The sequence below is a fragment of the Mesorhizobium sp. M9A.F.Ca.ET.002.03.1.2 genome, from assembly GCF_003952365.1.
In the GTDB taxonomy this organism is placed as follows: Bacteria; Pseudomonadota; Alphaproteobacteria; order Rhizobiales; family Rhizobiaceae; genus Mesorhizobium.
In genome coordinates, this window is record NZ_CP034443.1 from 946,180 (window position 1) to 965,469 (window position 19,290).

Sequence of the window (19,290 nt, forward strand, 5' to 3'; positions counted from 1 at the left end):
CGCCCATTTGCCCAATTCCAATCGATTTAGGAAGGCCCTGGCGCACGGTCTGCCGCCCTGTGCCAGATTTCGGCAGAAACCGTGGCCAAACAACGGCATTGCGCAAGCGTCCTCTTCGTGGAATGACGATACCATCCTCCCCGGAAGCCAGCGAACAGACCATTTCCCACCAATGACCCGATCCACAGTTTTCGCGCCTTTCGACATCGTTGAAGGCGACCGCAAGCGAGGCATCGTGCTCCTGGCCGATCACGCCCGCCGCGACCTGCCGGAGGACTATGGCAGCCTCGGCCTGCCGGCGGCGGAATTCGACCGCCATATCGCCTACGACATCGGAGTCGAGACGGTGACACGCGAACTGGCCGCTTTGCTCGGCGTGCCGGCGGTGTTCGCCAATTTTTCGCGACTTCTGATCGACCCCAATCGCGGCGAGGACGATCCGACGCTGATCCGCCAACTCTATGACGGCACGGTCGTGCCGGGAAACTACCCTATATCAGCGGAAGAGCGCGAAAGGCGGCTCGACCGCTTCTACCGGCCCTATCACGACGCGGTCGGCGCCATGATCGCCTCGGTGGCGCAGACCTCCGCAAGCGCACCCTTCATCTTCTCGGTACATTCCTTCACGCCGGTGATGCAGGGGCTCGTGCGCCCGTGGCATGTCGGTATCCTGTGGGATCGCGACGACCGGGTGGCGCGGCCGTTGATCGACATGCTGGCCGCCGACAAAGGCCTCGTCGTTGGTGATAACGAGCCTTATGATGGCGCATTGCGCGGCGACACCATGTTCAGGCATGCCATCGTCAACGGCTTTGCCCATGCGCTGATCGAAATCCGCCAGGACCTGATCGCCGATCGGAAGAATGCGGTCGCATGGGCCGAACGGCTGGCGCCGATCGTTGACGCGGTCAACCGCCGTCCCGATATACATGCGGTGAAGCTGTTCGGCTCGCGCACCGGGCCGCTATGACGAAGGCCCAAGGAGGCCAGGAAGCAATGACTGATCTCAGCGACGAGCAGAAACGCGATTTCGAAGCCGCCGCCTTCCGCCGGCTGGTCGCGCATCTGCGCGAGCGCACGGACGTGCAGAACATCGACCTGATGAACCTTGCCGGCTTCTGCCGCAATTGCCTGTCCAACTGGTATCGCGATGCCGCGGAGGCCGAGGGCGTCGATCTCAGCAAGGACCAGTCGCGCGAAATCATCTACGGCATGCCCTATGCCGAATGGCAGGCGCTCAACCAGACCGAGGCCTCCGACGCCAAGAAGGCGGAATTCGAGGCAAAACGCCCCAGGGATCATTAGGGCCTGATCCCGGACCGAAGGGCCGCGAATGCGAAAAGTGGAAATCCGGTTTTTGCTACGCTGACCTGCGGTTCGGATAAGATCATGGTTAAATCCATTCGATTGGATTTCATCGATCGGTCCCAGGTGGCTCGCTTGGCCCAAGCACTTTCGGCCGAGAGCGCTTGACTGACGATTGAATCGATCTAATTTGCCGCGCGAGGCCATTTCAGACCGGATTCTATACGATGCACGCGCAAAACGTCATGCAGGCCGCCATCCGTGGACGATGGGCCGTGGCGGCCATCTTCCTCGCCAATGGCTTCCTTACCGGTGCCTGGGCGCCGCAGATCCCGGTGTTCCTGACCCGGCTCGACATCTCGAAGTTCACGCTCGGCCTGCTGATCCTGCTGTTCGGCGCCGGCGCGGTCACGGCGATGACCTGGTGCGGCCACCTGATCTCCAGGCATGGGTCACGCACCGTATTGCGCTGGTTCGGTCTCGTCGGCAGCTTCGGCCTGCTGGTCGTGGCGCTGGCCCCCAACGTGCCGCTGGCGGCGATCGCCATGTTCATCTTCGGCGGCTCGATCGGCGGCATGGATGTCGCCATGAATGCCAATGCGGTCACGGTGGAACGGCGGTTGTCCCGCGCCATTATGTCGTCCTCGCACGGCTTCTGGAGCCTTGGCGGTTTCGCCGGCGGCGCTCTCGGCGGCTTTGCCATCCAGAACTACGGTCATCTCGCCCATGCGGTGGTAGTGACGGCCCTCGCTTTCGCAGTGATCGCAGTGGCATTCCGCTACCTGATCGCCGAAGACAAGCCGCTCCAAGGATCAACAGGGAGCGCCGGGCAGCGCAAATTCGCACTGCCGGGAAATCCGCTGGTCTATCTGGTCGGGCTGATGGCACTGCTGACGATGATCTCCGAAGGCGCGGTGCTCGACTGGGCGGCGCTGTATCTGCGGCAGGAACTCGGCGCCGACCTTGCCATAGCGGGCCTTGCCTACGCCGCCTTTTCCGGCGTCATGGCCGTCATGCGCTTCCTTGGCGACGGGGTCCGCAACCGCTTCGGCGCGGTGACGACGCTGCGCGTCTCGGCCCTTGTCGCCGCCGCCGGCATGCTGGTGGCGGGACTGGCGCCCTCGCCCTTCATCGCCATCGCGGCTTTTGCCTTTTGCGGCTTCGGTATCGCCAACATGGTGCCGATCCTGTTTTCCGCCGGCGGTAACCAGGAAGGCATGTCGTCCGGCACCGGCATGAGCGTCGTCACCACAATGGGCTATTCCGGTATTCTGGTGGCGCCGTCGGCAATCGGCTTCATCGCCGAGCACTCGAGCTTCGGCCCGATCTTCGTCGCTTTGTCGGCGCTGCTGGTCATCGTCCTGTTGATGGCCGGGCTCGCTCATCGCGCCGAATTCGCCCCCGACGCCGCACCAGCCGAATAGCGCTTCAGCTCCTCGTAGAGAAAGTCCGCGACACGGCGGATGCGCACGCTGGTGCGCACGTCGCGGTGCATGGCCAGCCATACCGGCAGCGTCGGCAGCGCGAGGCCCGGCAGCACTGTCTCCACCAGCGGATCGCGGTCGGCCAGCGGCTCCTGGCCAAAGCCGATGCCGTTTCCCGCCCGCACCGCCTCCCACAGCACGATCTGGTTGTCGGTCCTGAAGCGGAAGGCGTTGCGGGTCAGCGGGACACCGAACTGGGCAAAGCCGCGAATGATCTCATCGCTGCGATCGAAGCCGATCAGGTCGTGGGCGGCAAGATCGCCGGGCTCGCGCGGACGGCCACGCCGGTCGAGATAGGACCTTGCCGCGCAGGCGCGGAGCGGAATGTCGCTCACCTTGCGCGCCACCAATTCGTTCTGCGCCGGCTTGACCATGCGGATGGCGATATCGGCATCGCGGCGCAAAAGGTTCTCGACCTGGTTCGACGCGACGATCTCGACCTCGATGCCGGGTTCCTCGACGCCCAGCCGCGCCATCATCTCGGGCAGGACATAGGCCGCCACCACCTCGCTGGCAGCAATGCGCACCATGCCCCCGATCGCCTCGACCGATCCCAACGCCAATAGCGAAAAAGCGCTCGCCTGCTCGCTCACCGCCCGACCGCGCTCATAGAGCGTGCTGCCGGCTTCGGTCAGCGCATAGCCGCGCCGCCCGCGCCGGAACAGCGTGACACCGAGCGCCTGCTCCAGCTCGGCGATATGACGGCCGAGCGTCGGCTGGCTTGCGGCCAGTTTGCGCGCGGCAGCGGACAGGCTGCCGGTTTCCGCCACGGTGACGAAGCTCTTGATCAGGTTCCAGTCGATATCCATTCAAAAATGAATATCAAATCGCCAAGTTCAGTCAATTTCCATTCGTTTTCGAGAAGACCATATTCGGGAAGAATCGCAAACACGGAGACGAAAAATGACCAAGATTGCAATTCTGGGTGCCAATGGCCGGCTCGGCCGTGTGGTGGCCAAGGCCTTCGTCGACGCCGGCTACGACGTCCGCGCCGTCACCCGCAGCGGCAAGATACCGGCGGAGCTCACAGGCGCCACGGCCATCGCCGGCGACGCGCTCGATCGCGAAGCGCTGATCCACGCCACGGAAGGTGTCGACATCATCTTCAATGGCCTCAGCCCGCTCTACACCGACTGGAGCAAGTGCCTGCCGATGGCCGAAAACGTCATGGCCGCCTGCCGGGCGAACGGCGCGCTGCATCTCTTCCCAGGAACCATCTACAATTACGGTTCGCCGACGCCCGAGGTGATCACTGAAGAGACACCCTTTCATCCGACGACGGAAAAGGGCCGCATCCGCGTCGCTATGGAAGACCTCTTTCGCCGCGAGGCCGATGCCGGTCGCGTGCGCACCATTCTGCTGCGCGCCGGCGATTTCTTCGGCGGCACCGGCAGCGGATCGTGGTTTGACCTCGTCGTCGCCGCCAAGATCAGCAAGGGTATCTATACCGCCCCCGGGCCGGTCGAACTCGTACATGAATGGACCTACATGCCTGACCTGGCCAAGGCCTTCGTCGGACTGGCGCAAAACCTCGACAAGCTCGGTTCCTACGAGGCGCTGAACCTTCCCGGCCACGCTGTCACCGATCTGCAGATCAAGGCGGCTGCGGAGAAAGCGCTCGGGCGTACGCTGAAACTGACGTCGATGCCGTGGTGGGTGCTGCGCGCCGGCAGCCCGTTCGTGGCGATGTGGCGCGAGATCGTCTCGATGTCTTATCTGCGCTTCGAGCCCCACCGGCTGGCCTCGGCAAGGTTGGAAGGCATCATCGGCACGATACCGCATACGCCGCTGGACAAGGCGGTGGCGGAAGCGCTCGATGATATCGGCGCAGCCACGATGAAAGGCGTTTCGAAAGCGGCCTGAACAGCAAGCGGCCGGAAAGGAGCATGCGCAGACCAAAAACACATAACGCCGCGCGTCCTTTGCGACGCGCGGCGTCATGCTTTGCCGTGCGCACCAAATGCCGGGTCAAATCCTGCCCATCAGCAGCAACACCAGCAGTATTATCAGGATGACGCCGACGATGCCGGAGGGGCCATAACCCCAGGAACGCGAATGCGGCCATGCCGGCACCGCGCCGATCAGAATGAGGATTAAAATGATGACGAGAATGGTACTGAGCGTCATGAGAAACCCCTCGCTTTGAGGTGTTGCATGACAAAATAATGCAAAAGGCCGCCAGGTTGTTCCCGGCGGCCTTTTCTTTGCGCGTTCAGAATACGCTCGTCGCTCCAAGCAAAGTTGGCCTATTCGGCGGCCTTCGGGAAGGCGATCGCCGGCTCGTCAAGCGAGTCCGGTCTTGCGGAGGTCTCGACAGTCGCACTGACTGACTTGCCGCGCCGGAAAACCCGACGGAAAAATGCATAGAAGCGGCTGTTCTTACTACGCGTGAACACCATCAGCATCGACGGTGTCACCACCAGCGTCAGCACGGTGGCGAAGGACAGGCCGAAGACGATCGCCGAGGACAGCGATATCCACCATTGCGTCGACGGCGCGTTGATCGTCGTCTCGTGATGGAAGATTTCGAGACCGAGGCCGAAAGCGATCGGCAGCACGCCGAGGATCGCCGAGACCGCCGTCAGCACGACCGGGCGGGCACGTTCGCGGCAGGTCTGCAGCACCGCGTCCGTCTTGTCCCAGCCTTCTTCACGCAATCGGTCATAGGTATCGATCAGCACGATGTTGTTGTTCACCACCACGCCGGCCAGCGCAATGACACCGATGCCCGACATGACAATACCGAATGCCTCACCTGTCAGCAGAAGCCCGAGAAACACGCCGACTGTCGCCATGACCACGCAGGACAACACCAGCCAGACGCTGGTGAACTTGTTGAACTGCATCAGAAGCACGAGGAAGATCAGGAAGATCGCGGCACCGAAGGCCTTGCTGAGGAAGGCGCTGGCCTCCGCGCTGTCCTCGTTCGAGCCGGCAAGCTTCCAGCGTATGCCGCTGCCGAGATCCATATCGGCGACCGCCTGGGTGACCTGCTGCTGGACAGAAGCCACTTGCTCGCCGGCGGCGACATTGGCCTGGACGACCACCGTGCGCGCGCCGTCGATGCGGTTGAGGATACCGACGGTCGGCTCGGGCTTGCGCACGACGAAATTCGAGATCGGCACCGACCCTTGCGCGGTCTGCACCCTGAGTTCGTCGAGTGTCGACAGCGTGCGCCGATCCTCGGGCAGACGTAGCCTGATGTCGACGGCGTCGTCCGCACCGGCTGGCCGGTACTCACTGAGCTTCAGCCCGTTCGTCACCAGTTGCACCACGGTTCCGACGGAGGTCGGGCTGATACCATATTGCGCCGCCTTGGCGCGATCGACCTCGAGCGCCCAGTCGACGGCGGGCGGCGGCAGGCCATCGGAAATATCGATGACGCCGGGCACCTTGGCGATGCGCGCGGCAACAGCACGGGCCTTGTCGTCGAGACCTTCCGGGTCGACGGCCGAAAGCCTGATCTGGATCGGCTTGCCGGTGGGTGGGCCGGCCTCGGGCACGCGAACCTCGACGTCGACGCCGGGAATGCCGGCCATGACGCCGCGCAGTTCGTCCAGGATCGAGTTCGCCGATTTACGCTCGCGCCAGTCGACGAACTCGTACTGGATCACGCCGACCACGTCTTCAGGAATGTCCTGACCGCCGCCTTGCGTCTTGCCGACCCGGGTATAGACCGACTTCACGCCTGGCCAGCCGAGAAGCCGGTCCTCGGCGATCTTTGTGGCGGCATCCATTTCGGCGAGCGAAAGATTGCCGCGTGCATGCACATAGAGCAGGCCGTAGTCAGGCTCGACACTCGGGAAGAACTCGACGCCGGCGCCAAACTTCGAATAGGCAAAGCCGACACCGAACAGAAGGGCGGCGGTGAGCACAAGCACGGTGACCGGAAAGCGCACCGCCTGCTTGACCACGGCCATGTACCAGCCGTCGCGATTGTCGTCCTCGTGATGCGGCGGCGCCTTGGCGAATAGGGCGCCCAGCGCCGGCGCGAAGACCAGCGCATAGAGCATCGAGGCCGAGAGCGTGACGATCAGCGTGATCGGCATGTATTTCATGAAGTCGCCGATGATGCCCGGCCAGAACAGCAGCGGCGAGAAGGCGGCGATGCGCGTCATCGTCGCCGCGATGACCGGACCGGCCATGCGCTTGGCGGCAAGCGCGAAAGCGTCCGCCTTCGGCATGCCTTCGCTCATGCGCCGCTCGGCGAATTCGGTGACGATGATGGCGTCGTCGACCAGCATGCCGACCGCCAGGATGAGACTGAACAGCACGATCATGTTGATCGTGTAACCCATCATGGCCAACAGCAGGATGCCGATCAGGAAGGACGACGGAATGGCAAGGCCGATCAGCACCGACGCACGGCCCGACAGCGCGTAGAGAATGACGATGAACACCAGGATCACGGCGATCATGACGTGGTTCTGCAGATCGCCGAGCAACTGGTTGACGAAGACCGATTTGTCCTGCGTGTAGGTGACGTGCATGCCTTCCGGCATCGACTTGATATAGGCATCGGACACCGCCATCACCTGGGCGATCGTATCGATCAGGTTGGAGCCGATGCGCTTTTTCACCTCGATGGCGATCGCCGGCCTGCCGTCGAGGCGGGTCACCGTCTCGGCGTCCTTGAAGGTGGAGCGGACGGTGGCGATGTCCTTGGCCTGCACCACGGCGCTGGGTGTGGCCACGACCGGCAGGTTTGCAACGTCTTCCGGCGTCTCGATCAGCGAGGGAACCTTGACTGCGTATTTCCCCTTGGACCCTTCGATGTTGCCGGCGGCCACAAGACTGTTGGATTCGCCGACCGCACCGATCAACTGGTCGAGCTGCAGCCCGTAGGAAGACAGTTTCATCGGATCGATGACGACTTCGACGAGATCGTCACGGGCACCTTGCAGCGCACCTTCCAGCACGCCCGGCACTTCCTCGATGCGATCGCGCAATTCGCGCGCCGCCGCGGTCAGCAGGCGTTCCGGCACCTCGCCCGACAGCGTCACGACCAGGACGGGAAACTCGGAGATATTGACTTCGGTGACGACAGGCTCCTCGGCCGCCTGCGGCAGGTCGGCCTTGCCATCCTGGACCTTGCTGCGCGTGTCCTGCAATGCCGTCGCCAGATCTGTCTGCGGGTGGAATTCGACTAACACATAACCGCCGCCCTGGAAGGCGGCCGAGCGCATCTCCTTGAGGCCCTTGAGGCTTTTCAGCTTGGCTTCCATCGGCCGCAGCAGCAGGCGTTCCGAGTCCTCCGGCGAGATGCCCTGATAGATCAGGCTGACATACATCATCGGAATCGGAACATCGGGCTCCGCTTCCTTCGGCGTCGACTGATAGGCGACCGCACCTGCAAGGATGAGGAAGACCAGGACCGAAATGGTCAGCCGGGCATTGTTGATGGCAAGTTTGACGATATCCATGATTACTGCGTCCCGGCCGTCGCTTCGCCCAAGAGCTTCTGGATGGTCGCCTGGTCGGCCTCGACCGGCTTGACCACTTCGCCTTCCGTCACCAGTTCCTGGCCGGCGACGATGATGCGCGCATCGGCCGGGATACCGCCGAGCACCAGGCCGGTTGGCGTGTCGTCGACCAGGTCGATCGGGAAGAACACAACCTTGCTGTCCTTGTCGACGGCGCGAATGCCGAGGTCGCCCTTGTCGCCGAGCGTCACCACCGAGCGCGGCAGCATGACGGCGTCGGTCGGCTGCGCGCTCAGCGCGATCTCGGCCGTCATTCCGGCGGGAATCGTGCCCTCAGGGTTCGGGATTGCGATCTCGACACGGAAGGTGCGGGTGGCCGACGACGCGTCGCGGCTGATGTAGCGCACGGTGCCCTCGACGGTCCGGCTGCCGACCAATCGTACATTCGCCTTGTCGCCGATCTTCAGATAGCCGAGATCGCGCTCGCTGACCTCGCCGCGGGCGATGATGGGATCGAGCTTGAGAATGGTCGCCACCTCGCCGCCCTGCATCACGGAACTGCCAAGCTCCACCGGCACCCGGTCGATGACGCCGTCGAAGGGCGCCTTCACCTCGTTGCGGTCGAGCTCGGCTTGCGCGGCTTCCAGTTGCGACCGGGCCAGCGTCAGATTGGAGCGGGCCGTGTCGAGCTGCAGCTTGGGCAGATTGCCGGTTTTCGCCAGCCGCAAGGCTGCATCGAGCTCGGCCTGACGCTGCACGACGAGCTGCTTGGCATTGTCGACCGCCGAGATTTTTTCCTCGGCTGCAAACATCAGCACGAGGTCACCGGTCCTGACACGCTGTCCCTGCTTGACCGGCAGCTTGTCGATGACGCCGGCGACGCGTGTCGCCAGGACCGCGCGCTTGTCGGCTTCGGTCAGCCCGGAAATGCGGATGGCGCGCGCATAGGTGCGCCGCGGCGGGGTCACCACCGCGACGGTGCGCGAGGGCGCCTTGGGCTGTTCTGCCTCGGTGGATTTGGGTTCAGCGGCCTGGGGTTTGCCGGTGTCCGCCGCTTTTGGCTGCTCGACGTCTCCCGCCTTGGGTTCGTTGTCGGCGGAGGCGCTGCCGACGGACGAGAACTCGCCCGTCGTCATCCAGGCAGCGAATACGGCAAGCACAACAATAGCTGCAAGCTTGTGAAACCTGAATTTCGGCATCGTCGTTTTCCAGTGCGGGGTTCGGCCAGACCGTGTTTTCTAAAACTGCCGCGTCTTCTAACTCGGGCGCGTCGCCGATATGGGTGCGCGCAAGGCCGCGTTCAATTTGCCGTGATCAGCGAAACGCGCTTCTACATCAAAGTTGCACCGCAATATAGTCAGAAAAGTTGCGGGATCATTACAGGCTTGGACAAGATGCGCCCGCCACCATCCAGTTTTCAATCGTCTGATAGGTCGCTTCGGTCGGGCCGGCGCCGGCCCACGATCTGACCTCGGCGCCCAGCCCCAGCCGACCAACCTGTCGTTGCGGACATGCAGCGCGACATGCTGCAGGCTGCGGCCGCCGTCGCGCACTGGATCCTTGATCTGGACCCAGATTTTGGCCGAAGATTTACCAAGCCATGCCGTCTCACCCAGCGTCAGGCGCCAGTTCTCAGCGCTGGGCGGTCCATGCAATGCATTGGAATTGCTGGAGAAATGGCAGGTCGCGCAGGGCAGGCGCGGATCACCGAAGCCAGAGCCGTCGGCGCCGCTGGACATTGAAGGCATGAACGCGCGACCCGCCATGATGCGCGCCGTACCAGCGCCGGTGATCATCCGCGACATGGCGGTCGGCGCAGCGCGGATGCGAGAACACAGCATGTGTCTTGCTCCATTTTGGCCGGCCCCGTGGCCGTATCGGCCACGGCAGCCGGCGTTGTCTGCCCTTCTTGTGCGGTTGCGAAAGGCATGGCCGCAAACAGCATGGCAGCAGGCGTCAGCATGGTGGGAAATAGTTTCATGCGAAGGCCACCTCTTTCGACAAGGGCAGCGTGCGGATGCGCTTGCCGGTCAGTGCGAAGATGGCGTTGGCAAGAGCGGGTGCAGCCGGCGGCGTGCCGACCTCGCCGACGCCGCCCATCTTGTGAAAATTCTCCAGTATCGCGACTTCGAACGCCGGACACTGGAAGATGCGCATGGCATCGTAGTCGTGAAAATTCGACTGTTCGACCATGCCGTCGGCGAAAGTAATCTCCTGACCTATCGCCGCCGACAGGCCGTAAATGGCGGCGGAGATGAGCTGCGCCTCGATGATGCCGGGATCGAGCGCGGTGCCGACATCGGCGGCGATCCACACCTTCTCGATAAGGAGTCCGGCTGGCGTGTCGGCGACCTGGACGACCTCGCCGACCCAACTGCCGAACGACAGCGTGAACGCCATGCCCTTCGCCTTGCCGGCGGGCAGCGCCTCGCCCCATTTCGCCATTTCGGCGACCTTTTCGACCACCTTCACCGCTGCGGGATAGGCAGCCATCAGTTTCTTGCGCAATTCGACAGGGTCGGTTTTCCCGGCGACGGCGATCTCGTCCAGAAATCCTTCATGGAAGAAACCGTTGATCGAACTGCCGACCGACCGCCAGGAGCCGACGGGGATGGAGACGGGTGCGGCGACGCCGGTCACCCGGTAGTTCGGGATCGTATAGGGCTGGTTGTGGGCTCCGTCGACGATGGACTTGTCTGGGCCGAGCGGCGATATCGAGGGAAACAGCCGGCGCAAGGTGCTGGCTATCATCGATGGCGAGGCGATTGCCATGTCGACGGCTACCGGCATGCCGTCGTCGCCAAGCCGTGCCTGGAATCTGCCGACGGAAGCCGGCCGGTAGGCGTCGTGGCGCATGTCCTCCTCGCGCGTCCACACCACCTTGATCGGCCGGCCGGCTGTCTCTTTCGCCATCAGCGCGGCACAGAGCGCATAATCCACCTCGACACGCCGGCCGAACCCGCCACCCATGAAGGTGGTGTGGACGCTGACCTTGTCCTGCTCGATGCCGACGGCATTGGCGCAAAGCTGCCGCACCAAGGTCGGCGCCTGGTTGCCGCACCAGATGTCGAGGACGCCGTCCTTCAGCCGCGCCGTAGCGTTCATCGGCTCCATCGTCGCATGTGCCAAGTAAGGCACTGCATAGTCGGCCTCGACTATTCTTTCGCGCGGCGCGTCGGCGAAGGCGGTGTCGACGTCGCCATCGTCGCGCATTTCCGACCCTTTGGTGCCAAGCGCCTGCTTCAGCACGTCGGAAATGGCGGCGCTGTCCAGCGGATATTCGGGATCAGCCCATTCGGCGTCGATCGCCTCCGCTGCCTTGAACGCCGCCCAGGTGTTTTCCGCGACGATGCCGAAGCCGTGGCCGTAATTCGTTTCGATCGGCACGATCCTGATCACGCCAGGCATTTTCTCGGCCTTGGAGAGGTCCGCCTTGACCGGCTTGGCCCAGAAGCGCGGGCTCATCTTCACCGTGCCGTACAGCATGTCCGGCAGCGTTACGTCGATGCCGAAGATCGGCGCCCCGGTGACCTTGGCCAGCATGTCGATGCGCTTCTGTGGCTTGCCGAGCAATTTCCAGTCGGCTTTGTCCTTGAGCCTGATATCCGCGGGCGGCGCCATCGCCGCAGCAGCGGCGGCGACCGCGCCATAGGTCACCGACTTGCCCGATGCCTTGTGCAGGACCCTGCCATTGGCCGTTTCCAGCTCAGCGGCAGCTATACCGAGCCTTTGCGCTGCCGCGGCAACCAGCATTTGTCGCGCGGCGGCGCCTGCTTGCCGCATCTTGTCTAAACCGTCGCGCGTCGAGGTCGAGCCACCGGTGGCCTGGAAGGCGAGGAGCTTTCCGACCACGCCCATGCCGGGCGCCATCGCTTGAGCGGCCATGCTCTCGTCGAAGAAGGCGAAGGGACCGCCCTCTTCCAGGATCGTCGCGTTGTAATAGGCGTAGGAGGCCGGGCCGTGCTCGACCTTGATCCGGTCGAGGCCGACATCGAGCTCTTCGGCGACCATGGCGGCGAGCGTCGTTGAGATGCCTTGTCCCATCTCGGCGCGCGGCGCGACGATGGTGATGGTGTTGTCGGCGCCGATCTTCACATAGGGGTTGAAGGTCGCCTCGTCAGCGGCGAGATCGCCTTCCAACGGATTCGGATAGGGTTTGCGGTAGTAATAATAGCCGACGGCGACACCGCCCGCGATGGCAGCCGCGCCGATGAGAAACGTGCGGCGGGCGATCTTTCCGACGCTGGCCATAGTCAGATCCCCGCTGTCTTGAGGACGGCCGCTCGTTTGATCGCCGCGCGTATCTTCGGATAGGTGCCACAGCGGCAGAGATTGCCGCCCATGGCGTTGTCGATGTCGGCATCGGTCGGGTCGGCAATTTCGTCGAGCAGCGCCACCGCGCTCATGATCTGGCCGGCCTGGCAGTAGCCGCATTGCGCGACCTGCTCCTCCAGCCATGCCTGCTGCACCGGATGCAATTTGCCGTCGCTGCCGATGCTTTCGATCGTAGTGACGACGCCGGTGACCTGGCCGACCGGCAGCGAGCAGGAACGGACGGGCTGGCCGTCGACATGCACCGTGCAGGCGCCGCAGGCGGCGATGCCGCAGCCGAACTTCGGCCCGGTCTTGCCCATGAGATCGCGCAGCGCCCACAACAGCGGCATTTCGGGATCGGCATCGATGTCGAATGACTGCCCGTCGACGGTGAGGCGCATGGGGATACCCTTCGTTGTCGTCCACAGCCCGAGGCGAATGGCCGGTTGGCCATTTCGTCCTCATACATCTTGACAAATTTCGTTATTTTGTCAACAGAGCTTTCTGCAGGATAAAGTTGCGCCATGATCGAGATCGAGGACATCGCCACCGACCCCAAGCGCGTCCGCATTCTGGACGGCGCGATGAAGGTGTTTCTGGCCTATGGCTACGCTCGCACCACCATGGACGACATTGCGCGTGCCGCCGACATGTCGCGACCGGCGCTCTATCTCCAGTTCAAGAACAAGACCGACATCTATCGCGCCATCGCGCTGATGCTGCTTTCCCGCTCGCTCGAGCAGGCGAAAACGGCACTCGCCGGCGAAGGGCCCTTTGCCGAGCGCATGATGCGGGCCATCGACGAGGCGCTGATCTCGATGATGCGTACCGTCCACGCCTCGCCGCACGGCGCCGAACTCCTCGATATGAAATCGAGCCTCGCCGACCTGGTCGGCTGCTGGCGCGGCCGCCTTGTCGAGCACATCGCCAAGGCTGTTCAGAGCGAGGCCGCCCGCAATGGCGTCGATCTGGCGGCCAAGGGCTTGTCGGCGCGACTGCTCGCCGACATGCTGCTCGACGGGCTGGAAGGCATGAAGACGCGCATCAGCCACCCGGACGAGCAGCGGCAGGCGGCGGCCGCGCTGATCAAGGTGATCGACCTCGCGCTGAAAGCTGGGTGAGGTTAGATCTGACGGCGCGTGGCCTCGGGCTTCTTGCGCGCTGCCAGGAACTCCTTGACCCGCCGGCCCGGCGCCGGGCCACGCACGGGCTTGAACCCGTCGTCGAGCTCGCCTGAGAGATCGAGCGTCGGCCGTATGCTGACGGCGTCGTAATTCTCCTCCAGCCAGTCGCTGGCAGCGGTACGGCCAAGGTCGCGCAGATAGGTCAGGAACGCCCATTCGGCATTGACCTTGGACGACGCAGACAGATCCTTGAACGCCTCGTCGGCATCGATGCGGTGCATGCGGATGTCGCGGTATTCGCCATGCGGCAGCCGGCCGGCGGCGATCAGTTCCTTGACGAAGGCGATCGAGCGGAATTCACGCAGCAGCCCGGCGTTGAAGGTGATCTCGTCGATGCGGTTCTGGATTTCGTTGGCACTCTTCGGCGTCCCCTCGCGGACCACCGGGTTGATCTGCACCAGAAGCACATCCTCGGTGGCAGTCGACTTGAAGAACGGGAACAGCGCCGGATTGCCGCCATAGCCGCCGTCCCAGTAGGGCACGCCCTTGATCTCGACGGCGCGGAACAGCTGCGGCAGGCAAGCCGACGCCATCACCGTGTCGAGGTCGATCTCGCCATCGGAAAAGACACGCAATTGCCCCGTCTCGACATTGGTCGCGGAGATGAACAGCTCCATCGACTTGCAGGCGCGCACATTGCCGAAATCGATCTCCTGCTCGATCACATCGCGCAGCGGGTTGAGGCCGAGCGGGTTGGCGACGTAGGGCGAAAACACACGCGACATGGTGTCGAAAAACAGATATCCAGGCGTGTTCTCGATCGACCAGTTGCCCCAGGCCACATCCCAGGGCATGCGCTGCACCGGGCTGAACCGGCCCTTCCGCGCCACTGCGCGCCAGAAATCGTCGAGCTTCCGCCGCGCGCCCTCGACCCCGCCGCGGACGAAGCCGTCGGCCAGCGCCACCGCGTTCATGGCGCCGGCGCTGGTGCCCGAAACCGCTGCGATGTCGAGCCGTCCGTCCTCCAGCAGCTGGTCGAGCACACCCCAGGAAAAGGCGCCGTGCGAGCCGCCGCCCTGCAGCGCGACATTGATCTTCTTTGGCTCCTCCGCCTTGCCGTTTGTCGTCATGGCGTTGCCCTTGTTTTGTCGAGAAATTTGTTTCGCTCGCCCGAATTCACTGCGCGGTCCAGCCGCCATCGACCGAGATGTGCGTGCCGTTGATCTGCGCCGCCGCATCCGAGCACAAGAACACCGCGGCGGCGGCAATTTGCTCGACCGTGACGAATTCCTTGGTCGGCTGCTTTTCCAGCATGACTTCGCGGATGACCGTCTCGCGATCCATCTTGTTGGCCTTCATCTGATCGGGAATCTGGGCCTCGACCAGCGGCGTCAGCACATAACCGGGACAGATGGCGTTGCAGGTGATCCTGTCGCGCGCCAGCTCCAAAGCGACCGTCTTGGTCAGCCCCATGATGCCGTGCTTGGCCGAGACATAGGCCGACTTGAACGGCGAGGCGACCAGGCCGTGGGCCGAGGCGATGTTGACGATCCTGCCGCCGCCGGCTTCTCTCATCAGCGGGATGGCGGCGGCAATGGTGTGGAAGGCCGACGACAAATTGATGGCGATGATCGCATCCCACTTTTCGATCGGAAATTCTTCCACCGGCGCGACATGCTGGATGCCGGCATTGTTGACCAGTATGTCGACCGAACCGAATGCATCGGCTGCCTTCGCGACCAAAGCCCGGCATTCGGCCGGCTTCGACATGTCTGCCTTGATGTAAGCTGTCTTCACGTTGTGATGCTTGGCGATCGCATCGGCAATGGCCTGGTCGTCGGCGGTGTCGGAAAAGGAATTGACGACGATGTTGCAGCCTTCCGCCGCGAGCGCATGGGCGGTGGCCAGACCGATGCCTGAGGTGGAACCGGTGACGATGGCGGTTTTTCTGGTGGGCAAGGCGAAATCCTTCAGTGCGGTGCTAACGGGAACATGGTGCTAACGGGAACATATTGCAGTGCAGCATATATGTCTCCTGCGGCGCAAGAACAGCCGCGCGGATTGGCTATGTCATGAAATTTTTGGCCGCTTGCCCGTCTCGCTATGCTTTCGGGACGCGCCGCAGCGACGCCGGGGAAGCAGCCATGTTACTCGCGGAGGTGCCGGAAAGGCTGGGACTAGACACGGCCGTCGGGCGCTGGCTTGGCCGTGACAGGCCGCTGCCCACCCTGGAAATCGCCTGGCCGGCGGCCGGTTCGGTCATCGCACTCGGCAACGATCCCGAGAAGGCGATAGGCGTCGTCGTCAGGAGCAACTTCACGCTGCTCTCTGCGGGTGAGTGCGGCGACAACAGCCAATGCGGCCACGTGCATATGAAGATCGATCCCGACGCAGACACCTGCAACATCCCCGGCAAGCCGTACAACAGCATGAACAGCGACTTTGGCGGCAACCTCATAAAGGCTCGTTTCGGCCATTGTCCGGTTGTCGTCGGCAAGCACGTGATCGGCGTCCTCGTTGCCGATGATCATCACAAGCCTATCCTAGTGGACGGCAAACCCGTTACCGCTCTGGTGACGGTGACGACGAAATAGCGTGGCCCCGATGCATCTCTGCCTCATTCGAGGCGGAGATGTTCTGACACGGGCTGCTGAGGGAGGTTTCGGCCGGACCTTGTCCAGCCGGTGATCACGACATGGTGTCGAGCTTGCGCTGCATGGCGGCGATCTGTTCCTTCAACTCCTGAAGGTCATCGGGTTTTTCCGGTGTCTCTTTCCTGGCCGGCTCTGCCGGCGCTGCGGAAGCGCCATTCGAGCCTGCGGGTGGAAAAGGCGTGAACAGGCGCATGGCATTCTGGAACATCTCCATGTTGCGGCGCGTCTGCTCCTCCAACGCCTTGATCGGCGTGGCCATCTTCATCATGTCCAGCGGCGACTTGCCCAAGGCGCCCTTCATCTGCTCGCGAAAGCGTTCCTGTTCTTTCGAGAAGGCAATCATCGACTGTTCGAGGAAGCTCGGCACGATCATCTGCATCTGATCGCCGTAAAAGGCGATCAACTGGCGCAGGAACGGGATCGGCAGCATGTTCTGCCCATCCTTGTTCTCAAGTTCGAAGATGATCTGGGTCAGCACCGGATGCGTGATGTCGTCACCGGTCTTGGCATCCTGGACGGTGAAGTCCTCGCCCTTCTTGACCATTTCGGCAAGATCCTCGAGCGTCACATAGGTGCTGGTGCCGGTATTGTAGAGGCGGCGATTGGCATACTTCTTGATGATAATCGGTTCGTCTTTCGCGGCCATCAGTATCCTCCCGGGACACCGGCGCACTTGAGTAAGCAGCCGGTAACGATTGCGCCTTTTTCAAGGATATGCGCAAAAGCGTCACAATTCCAAGTGGTTTGTGCAGTGCGGGATCAATTAATGCTGCGGAGCGGTCTGAATATGCTGCGCAGCAACGGGCAGGCTGTCCCCGTGATGATGATGAACCTGCTTGCCGCGCCTGGCCGGAATGCCCATTTCCGGTTTGACTTGGGTCATGGAAAGGGCAAGAAAAGTCGCTAGACATAGCCCAAATTCGACCCTTAGAAGTCTGGAGAACAACATGTCCGCTTCCAATGCCATTGTCGTCGCCAGTGCGGCGCGCACGCCTGTCGGTTCCTTCAACGGCGCCTTCGCCAACACACCGGCCCACGAATTGGGCGCCGTCGCCATCAAGGAAGCGCTCGCCCGTGCCAGCGTTGACGGCAAGGAGGTCGACGAGGTGATCCTCGGCCAGGTGCTGACCGCGGCTCAGGGCCAGAACCCCGCCCGCCAGGCATCCATCAATGCCGGCCTGCCAAAGGAAACCACCGCCTGGGGCCTCAATCAGGTTTGCGGCTCAGGCCTGCGCGCCATCGCGCTTGGTATGCAGCAGATCGTCACCGGCGATGCCAAGGTGATCGTCGCCGGCGGGCAGGAATCGATGTCGCTGGCCCCGCATGCCCAACACCTGCGTGCCGGCGTCAAGATGGGCGACTACAAGATGATCGACACCATGATCAAGGACGGGCTGTGGGATGCCTTCAATGGCTACCACATGGGCAACACGGCCGAAAACGTCGCTCGCCAGTTCCAGATTACCCGCGAGGACCAGGACCGACTCGCATTGGCCTCCCAGAACAAGGCCGAGGCCGCGCAGAAGGCCGGCAAGTTCAAGGACGAGATCGTGGCCTTCACCGTCAAGGGCAAGAAGGGCGACACCATTGTCGACCAGGACGAGTACATCCGCCACGGCGCCACGATCGACGCCATGACCAAGCTAAGACCGGCCTTCGACAAGGACGGCACGGTGACCGCCGCCAACGCCTCCGGCATTAACGATGGCTCCGCTGTCGCGGTGCTGATGACTGAAGCCGAGGCCTCAAGGCGCGGCATCACGCCGCTGGCGCGCATCGTGTCCTGGGCGACCGCGGGCGTCGATCCGCAGATCATGGGCACCGGACCCATTCCCGCCTCGCGCAAGGCGCTGGCCAAGGCCGGCTGGTCGGTCGGCGATCTCGACCTGGTCGAGGCCAACGAGGCCTTCGCCGCCCAAGCCTGTGCCGTCAACAAGGACATGGGCTGGGATCCGTCCATCGTCAATGTCAATGGCGGCGCCATCGCCATCGGCCATCCGATCGGCGCATCCGGCGCCCGCATCTTCAACACGCTGGTCTACGAACTGCGCCGCCGCGGCGCCAGGAAGGGCCTCGCCACGCTGTGCATCGGCGGCGGCATGGGCGTTGCCATGTGCGTGGAAGCGCTATGAAGACAGGGAAGACAGGATGAGCAAGCCATGAAATAGTCGGTGGCAACGGGGCTCAACCGCCGTAGAGCGTCCCCCGCCCGCCGCTCATGAGAACTAAAGGGGAGGATGATATGACAAAGGTAGCACTGGTCACCGGTGGGTCGCGCGGTATTGGCGCCGCGATTTCGATCGGCTTGAAAAACGCCGGCTACAAGGTCGCCGCGAATTACGCCGGCAATGACGAAGCCGCGCAGAAATTCAAGGCAGAGACCGGCATTCCGGTCTACAAATGGTCGGTCGCCGACTACGATGCCTGCGCTGCAGGCATCAGACAGATCGAGGCCGACCTCGGCCCGGTCTCCGTGCTGGTCAACAATGCCGGCATCACCCGCGACGCCATGTTCCACAAGATGACGCGCGAGCAGTGGAAAGAGGTTCTCGACACCAACCTATCGGGCGTCTTCAACATGACGCATCCGCTGTGGGGCGGCATGCGCGACCGCAAGTTTGGCCGCATCATCACCATCTCCTCGATCAACGGCCAGAAGGGCCAGACCGGCCAAGTCAACTATTCGGCCTCGAAGGCCGGCGACATCGGCTTCACCAAGGCGCTCGCCCAGGAAGGGGCGCGGGCCGGCATCACCGTCAATGTCATCTGCCCCGGCTACATCGCGACAGAGATGGTCAGGGCGATGGACGAAAAGGTGCTGAACGAGCGCGTCATTCCGCAAATTCCGGTCGGCCGCCTCGGCGAACCGGAAGAGATCGCACGCTGCGTCGTGTTCCTTGCTTCCGACGATGCCGGTTTCATCACCGGATCGACCATCACCGCCAATGGCGGCCAGTACATTACCTGAAGCTGGACAGAAAAGCCC

At 63.1% G+C, this 19,290-nt stretch carries 18 protein-coding genes; 8 read left to right on the plus strand and 10 right to left on the minus strand.

The genetic code is table 11. The features are described 5' to 3' along the window. The first annotated feature begins 172 nt into the window (after positions 1-172). From EJ066_RS04760 to EJ066_RS04770, 3 genes are all read left to right on the plus strand, one after another. Positions 173-970, plus strand: a complete 798-nt coding sequence (locus tag EJ066_RS04760) for an N-formylglutamate amidohydrolase (protein WP_126035386.1) — start codon at positions 173-175, stop codon at positions 968-970. A gap of 26 nt (positions 971-996) precedes the next feature. After that, on the plus strand, positions 997-1,305 hold the full coding sequence (locus tag EJ066_RS04765) for a DUF1244 domain-containing protein (protein ID WP_126035388.1): 309 nt from the start codon (positions 997-999) through the stop codon (positions 1,303-1,305). Between the two features lie 227 nt (positions 1,306-1,532). Then, entirely contained in the window at positions 1,533-2,729 is a 1,197-nt protein-coding gene (locus tag EJ066_RS04770; RefSeq protein WP_126035390.1) for an MFS transporter, read from the plus strand. Here the strand turns inward: EJ066_RS04770 and EJ066_RS04775 are convergent. Next, positions 2,687-3,598: a LysR family transcriptional regulator gene (locus EJ066_RS04775; protein WP_126035392.1), complete on the minus strand. Its 912-nt coding sequence runs from the start codon at positions 3,596-3,598 to the stop codon at positions 2,687-2,689. The two genes, EJ066_RS04770 and EJ066_RS04775, sit on opposite strands and share 43 nt — an antisense overlap. Before the next feature lie 94 nt (positions 3,599-3,692). Here EJ066_RS04775 and EJ066_RS04780 point away from each other — a divergent pair, with 94 nt between their 5' ends. Continuing rightward, complete coding sequence (locus tag EJ066_RS04780) at positions 3,693-4,652, plus strand: SDR family oxidoreductase (protein WP_126035394.1); 960 nt, start codon at positions 3,693-3,695, stop codon at positions 4,650-4,652. A gap of 105 nt (positions 4,653-4,757) precedes the next feature. On the opposite strand, the gene EJ066_RS04785 is transcribed toward EJ066_RS04780, so the two are convergent. The 6 genes from EJ066_RS04785 to EJ066_RS04810 form a co-directional block, all read right to left on the minus strand. Then, the gene (locus EJ066_RS04785; RefSeq protein ID WP_126035396.1) at positions 4,758-4,916 is read right to left on the minus strand and encodes a DUF3309 family protein; all 159 of its coding nucleotides are present in this window, start codon (positions 4,914-4,916) and stop codon (positions 4,758-4,760) included. Between the two features lie 119 nt (positions 4,917-5,035). Further along, positions 5,036-8,212: an efflux RND transporter permease subunit gene (locus EJ066_RS04790; protein WP_126035398.1), complete on the minus strand. Its 3,177-nt coding sequence runs from the start codon at positions 8,210-8,212 to the stop codon at positions 5,036-5,038. Positions 8,213-8,214: 2 nt separating this feature from the next. Next, complete coding sequence (locus EJ066_RS04795; RefSeq protein WP_126035400.1) at positions 8,215-9,411, minus strand: efflux RND transporter periplasmic adaptor subunit; 1,197 nt, start codon at positions 9,409-9,411, stop codon at positions 8,215-8,217. Positions 9,412-9,468: 57 nt separating this feature from the next. Next, a complete protein-coding gene (locus EJ066_RS04800) occupies positions 9,469-10,053 on the minus strand; it encodes a hypothetical protein (RefSeq protein WP_245455078.1) in 585 nt (194 codons plus the stop codon). A 136-nt stretch (positions 10,054-10,189) separates the two neighbouring features. Next, entirely contained in the window at positions 10,190-12,463 is a 2,274-nt protein-coding gene (locus EJ066_RS04805; RefSeq protein WP_126035402.1) for a xanthine dehydrogenase family protein molybdopterin-binding subunit, read from the minus strand. Between the two features lie 2 nt (positions 12,464-12,465). Continuing rightward, complete coding sequence (locus EJ066_RS04810; protein WP_126035404.1) at positions 12,466-12,927, minus strand: (2Fe-2S)-binding protein; 462 nt, start codon at positions 12,925-12,927, stop codon at positions 12,466-12,468. A gap of 123 nt (positions 12,928-13,050) precedes the next feature. On the opposite strand from EJ066_RS04810, the gene EJ066_RS04815 reads away from it, so the two are divergent. Then, positions 13,051-13,647 (plus strand): TetR/AcrR family transcriptional regulator, encoded by a 597-nt coding sequence (locus EJ066_RS04815; RefSeq protein WP_126035406.1) that lies wholly within the window; start codon positions 13,051-13,053, stop codon positions 13,645-13,647. A 2-nt stretch (positions 13,648-13,649) separates the two neighbouring features. Here the strand turns inward: EJ066_RS04815 and EJ066_RS04820 are convergent, their stop codons facing one another. Together EJ066_RS04820 and EJ066_RS04825 are read right to left on the minus strand one after the other, a co-directional pair. Beyond that, positions 13,650-14,780, minus strand: a complete 1,131-nt coding sequence (locus EJ066_RS04820; protein WP_126035408.1) for a patatin-like phospholipase family protein — start codon at positions 14,778-14,780, stop codon at positions 13,650-13,652. A gap of 46 nt (positions 14,781-14,826) precedes the next feature. Beyond that, a complete protein-coding gene (locus EJ066_RS04825; RefSeq protein WP_126035410.1) occupies positions 14,827-15,609 on the minus strand; it encodes a 3-hydroxybutyrate dehydrogenase in 783 nt (260 codons plus the stop codon). 185 nt (positions 15,610-15,794) lie between these two features. On the opposite strand from EJ066_RS04825, the gene EJ066_RS04830 reads away from it, so the two are divergent. Beyond that, a complete protein-coding gene (locus EJ066_RS04830) occupies positions 15,795-16,244 on the plus strand; it encodes a hypothetical protein (protein ID WP_245455079.1) in 450 nt (149 codons plus the stop codon). Between the two features lie 94 nt (positions 16,245-16,338). Here EJ066_RS04830 and phaR read toward each other — a convergent pair whose 3' ends face one another. Then, positions 16,339-16,950, minus strand: a complete 612-nt coding sequence (gene phaR / locus EJ066_RS04835; protein ID WP_126035412.1) for a polyhydroxyalkanoate synthesis repressor PhaR — start codon at positions 16,948-16,950, stop codon at positions 16,339-16,341. A 301-nt stretch (positions 16,951-17,251) separates the two neighbouring features. Here phaR and EJ066_RS04840 point away from each other — a divergent pair, with 301 nt between their 5' ends. Both EJ066_RS04840 and phbB read left to right on the plus strand, forming a co-directional pair. Beyond that, complete coding sequence (locus tag EJ066_RS04840; protein WP_126035414.1) at positions 17,252-18,436, plus strand: acetyl-CoA C-acetyltransferase; 1,185 nt, start codon at positions 17,252-17,254, stop codon at positions 18,434-18,436. A gap of 110 nt (positions 18,437-18,546) precedes the next feature. After that, on the plus strand, positions 18,547-19,272 hold the full coding sequence (phbB, locus tag EJ066_RS04845; RefSeq protein ID WP_126035416.1) for an acetoacetyl-CoA reductase: 726 nt from the start codon (positions 18,547-18,549) through the stop codon (positions 19,270-19,272). The last annotated feature ends 18 nt before the right edge of the window (positions 19,273-19,290 follow it).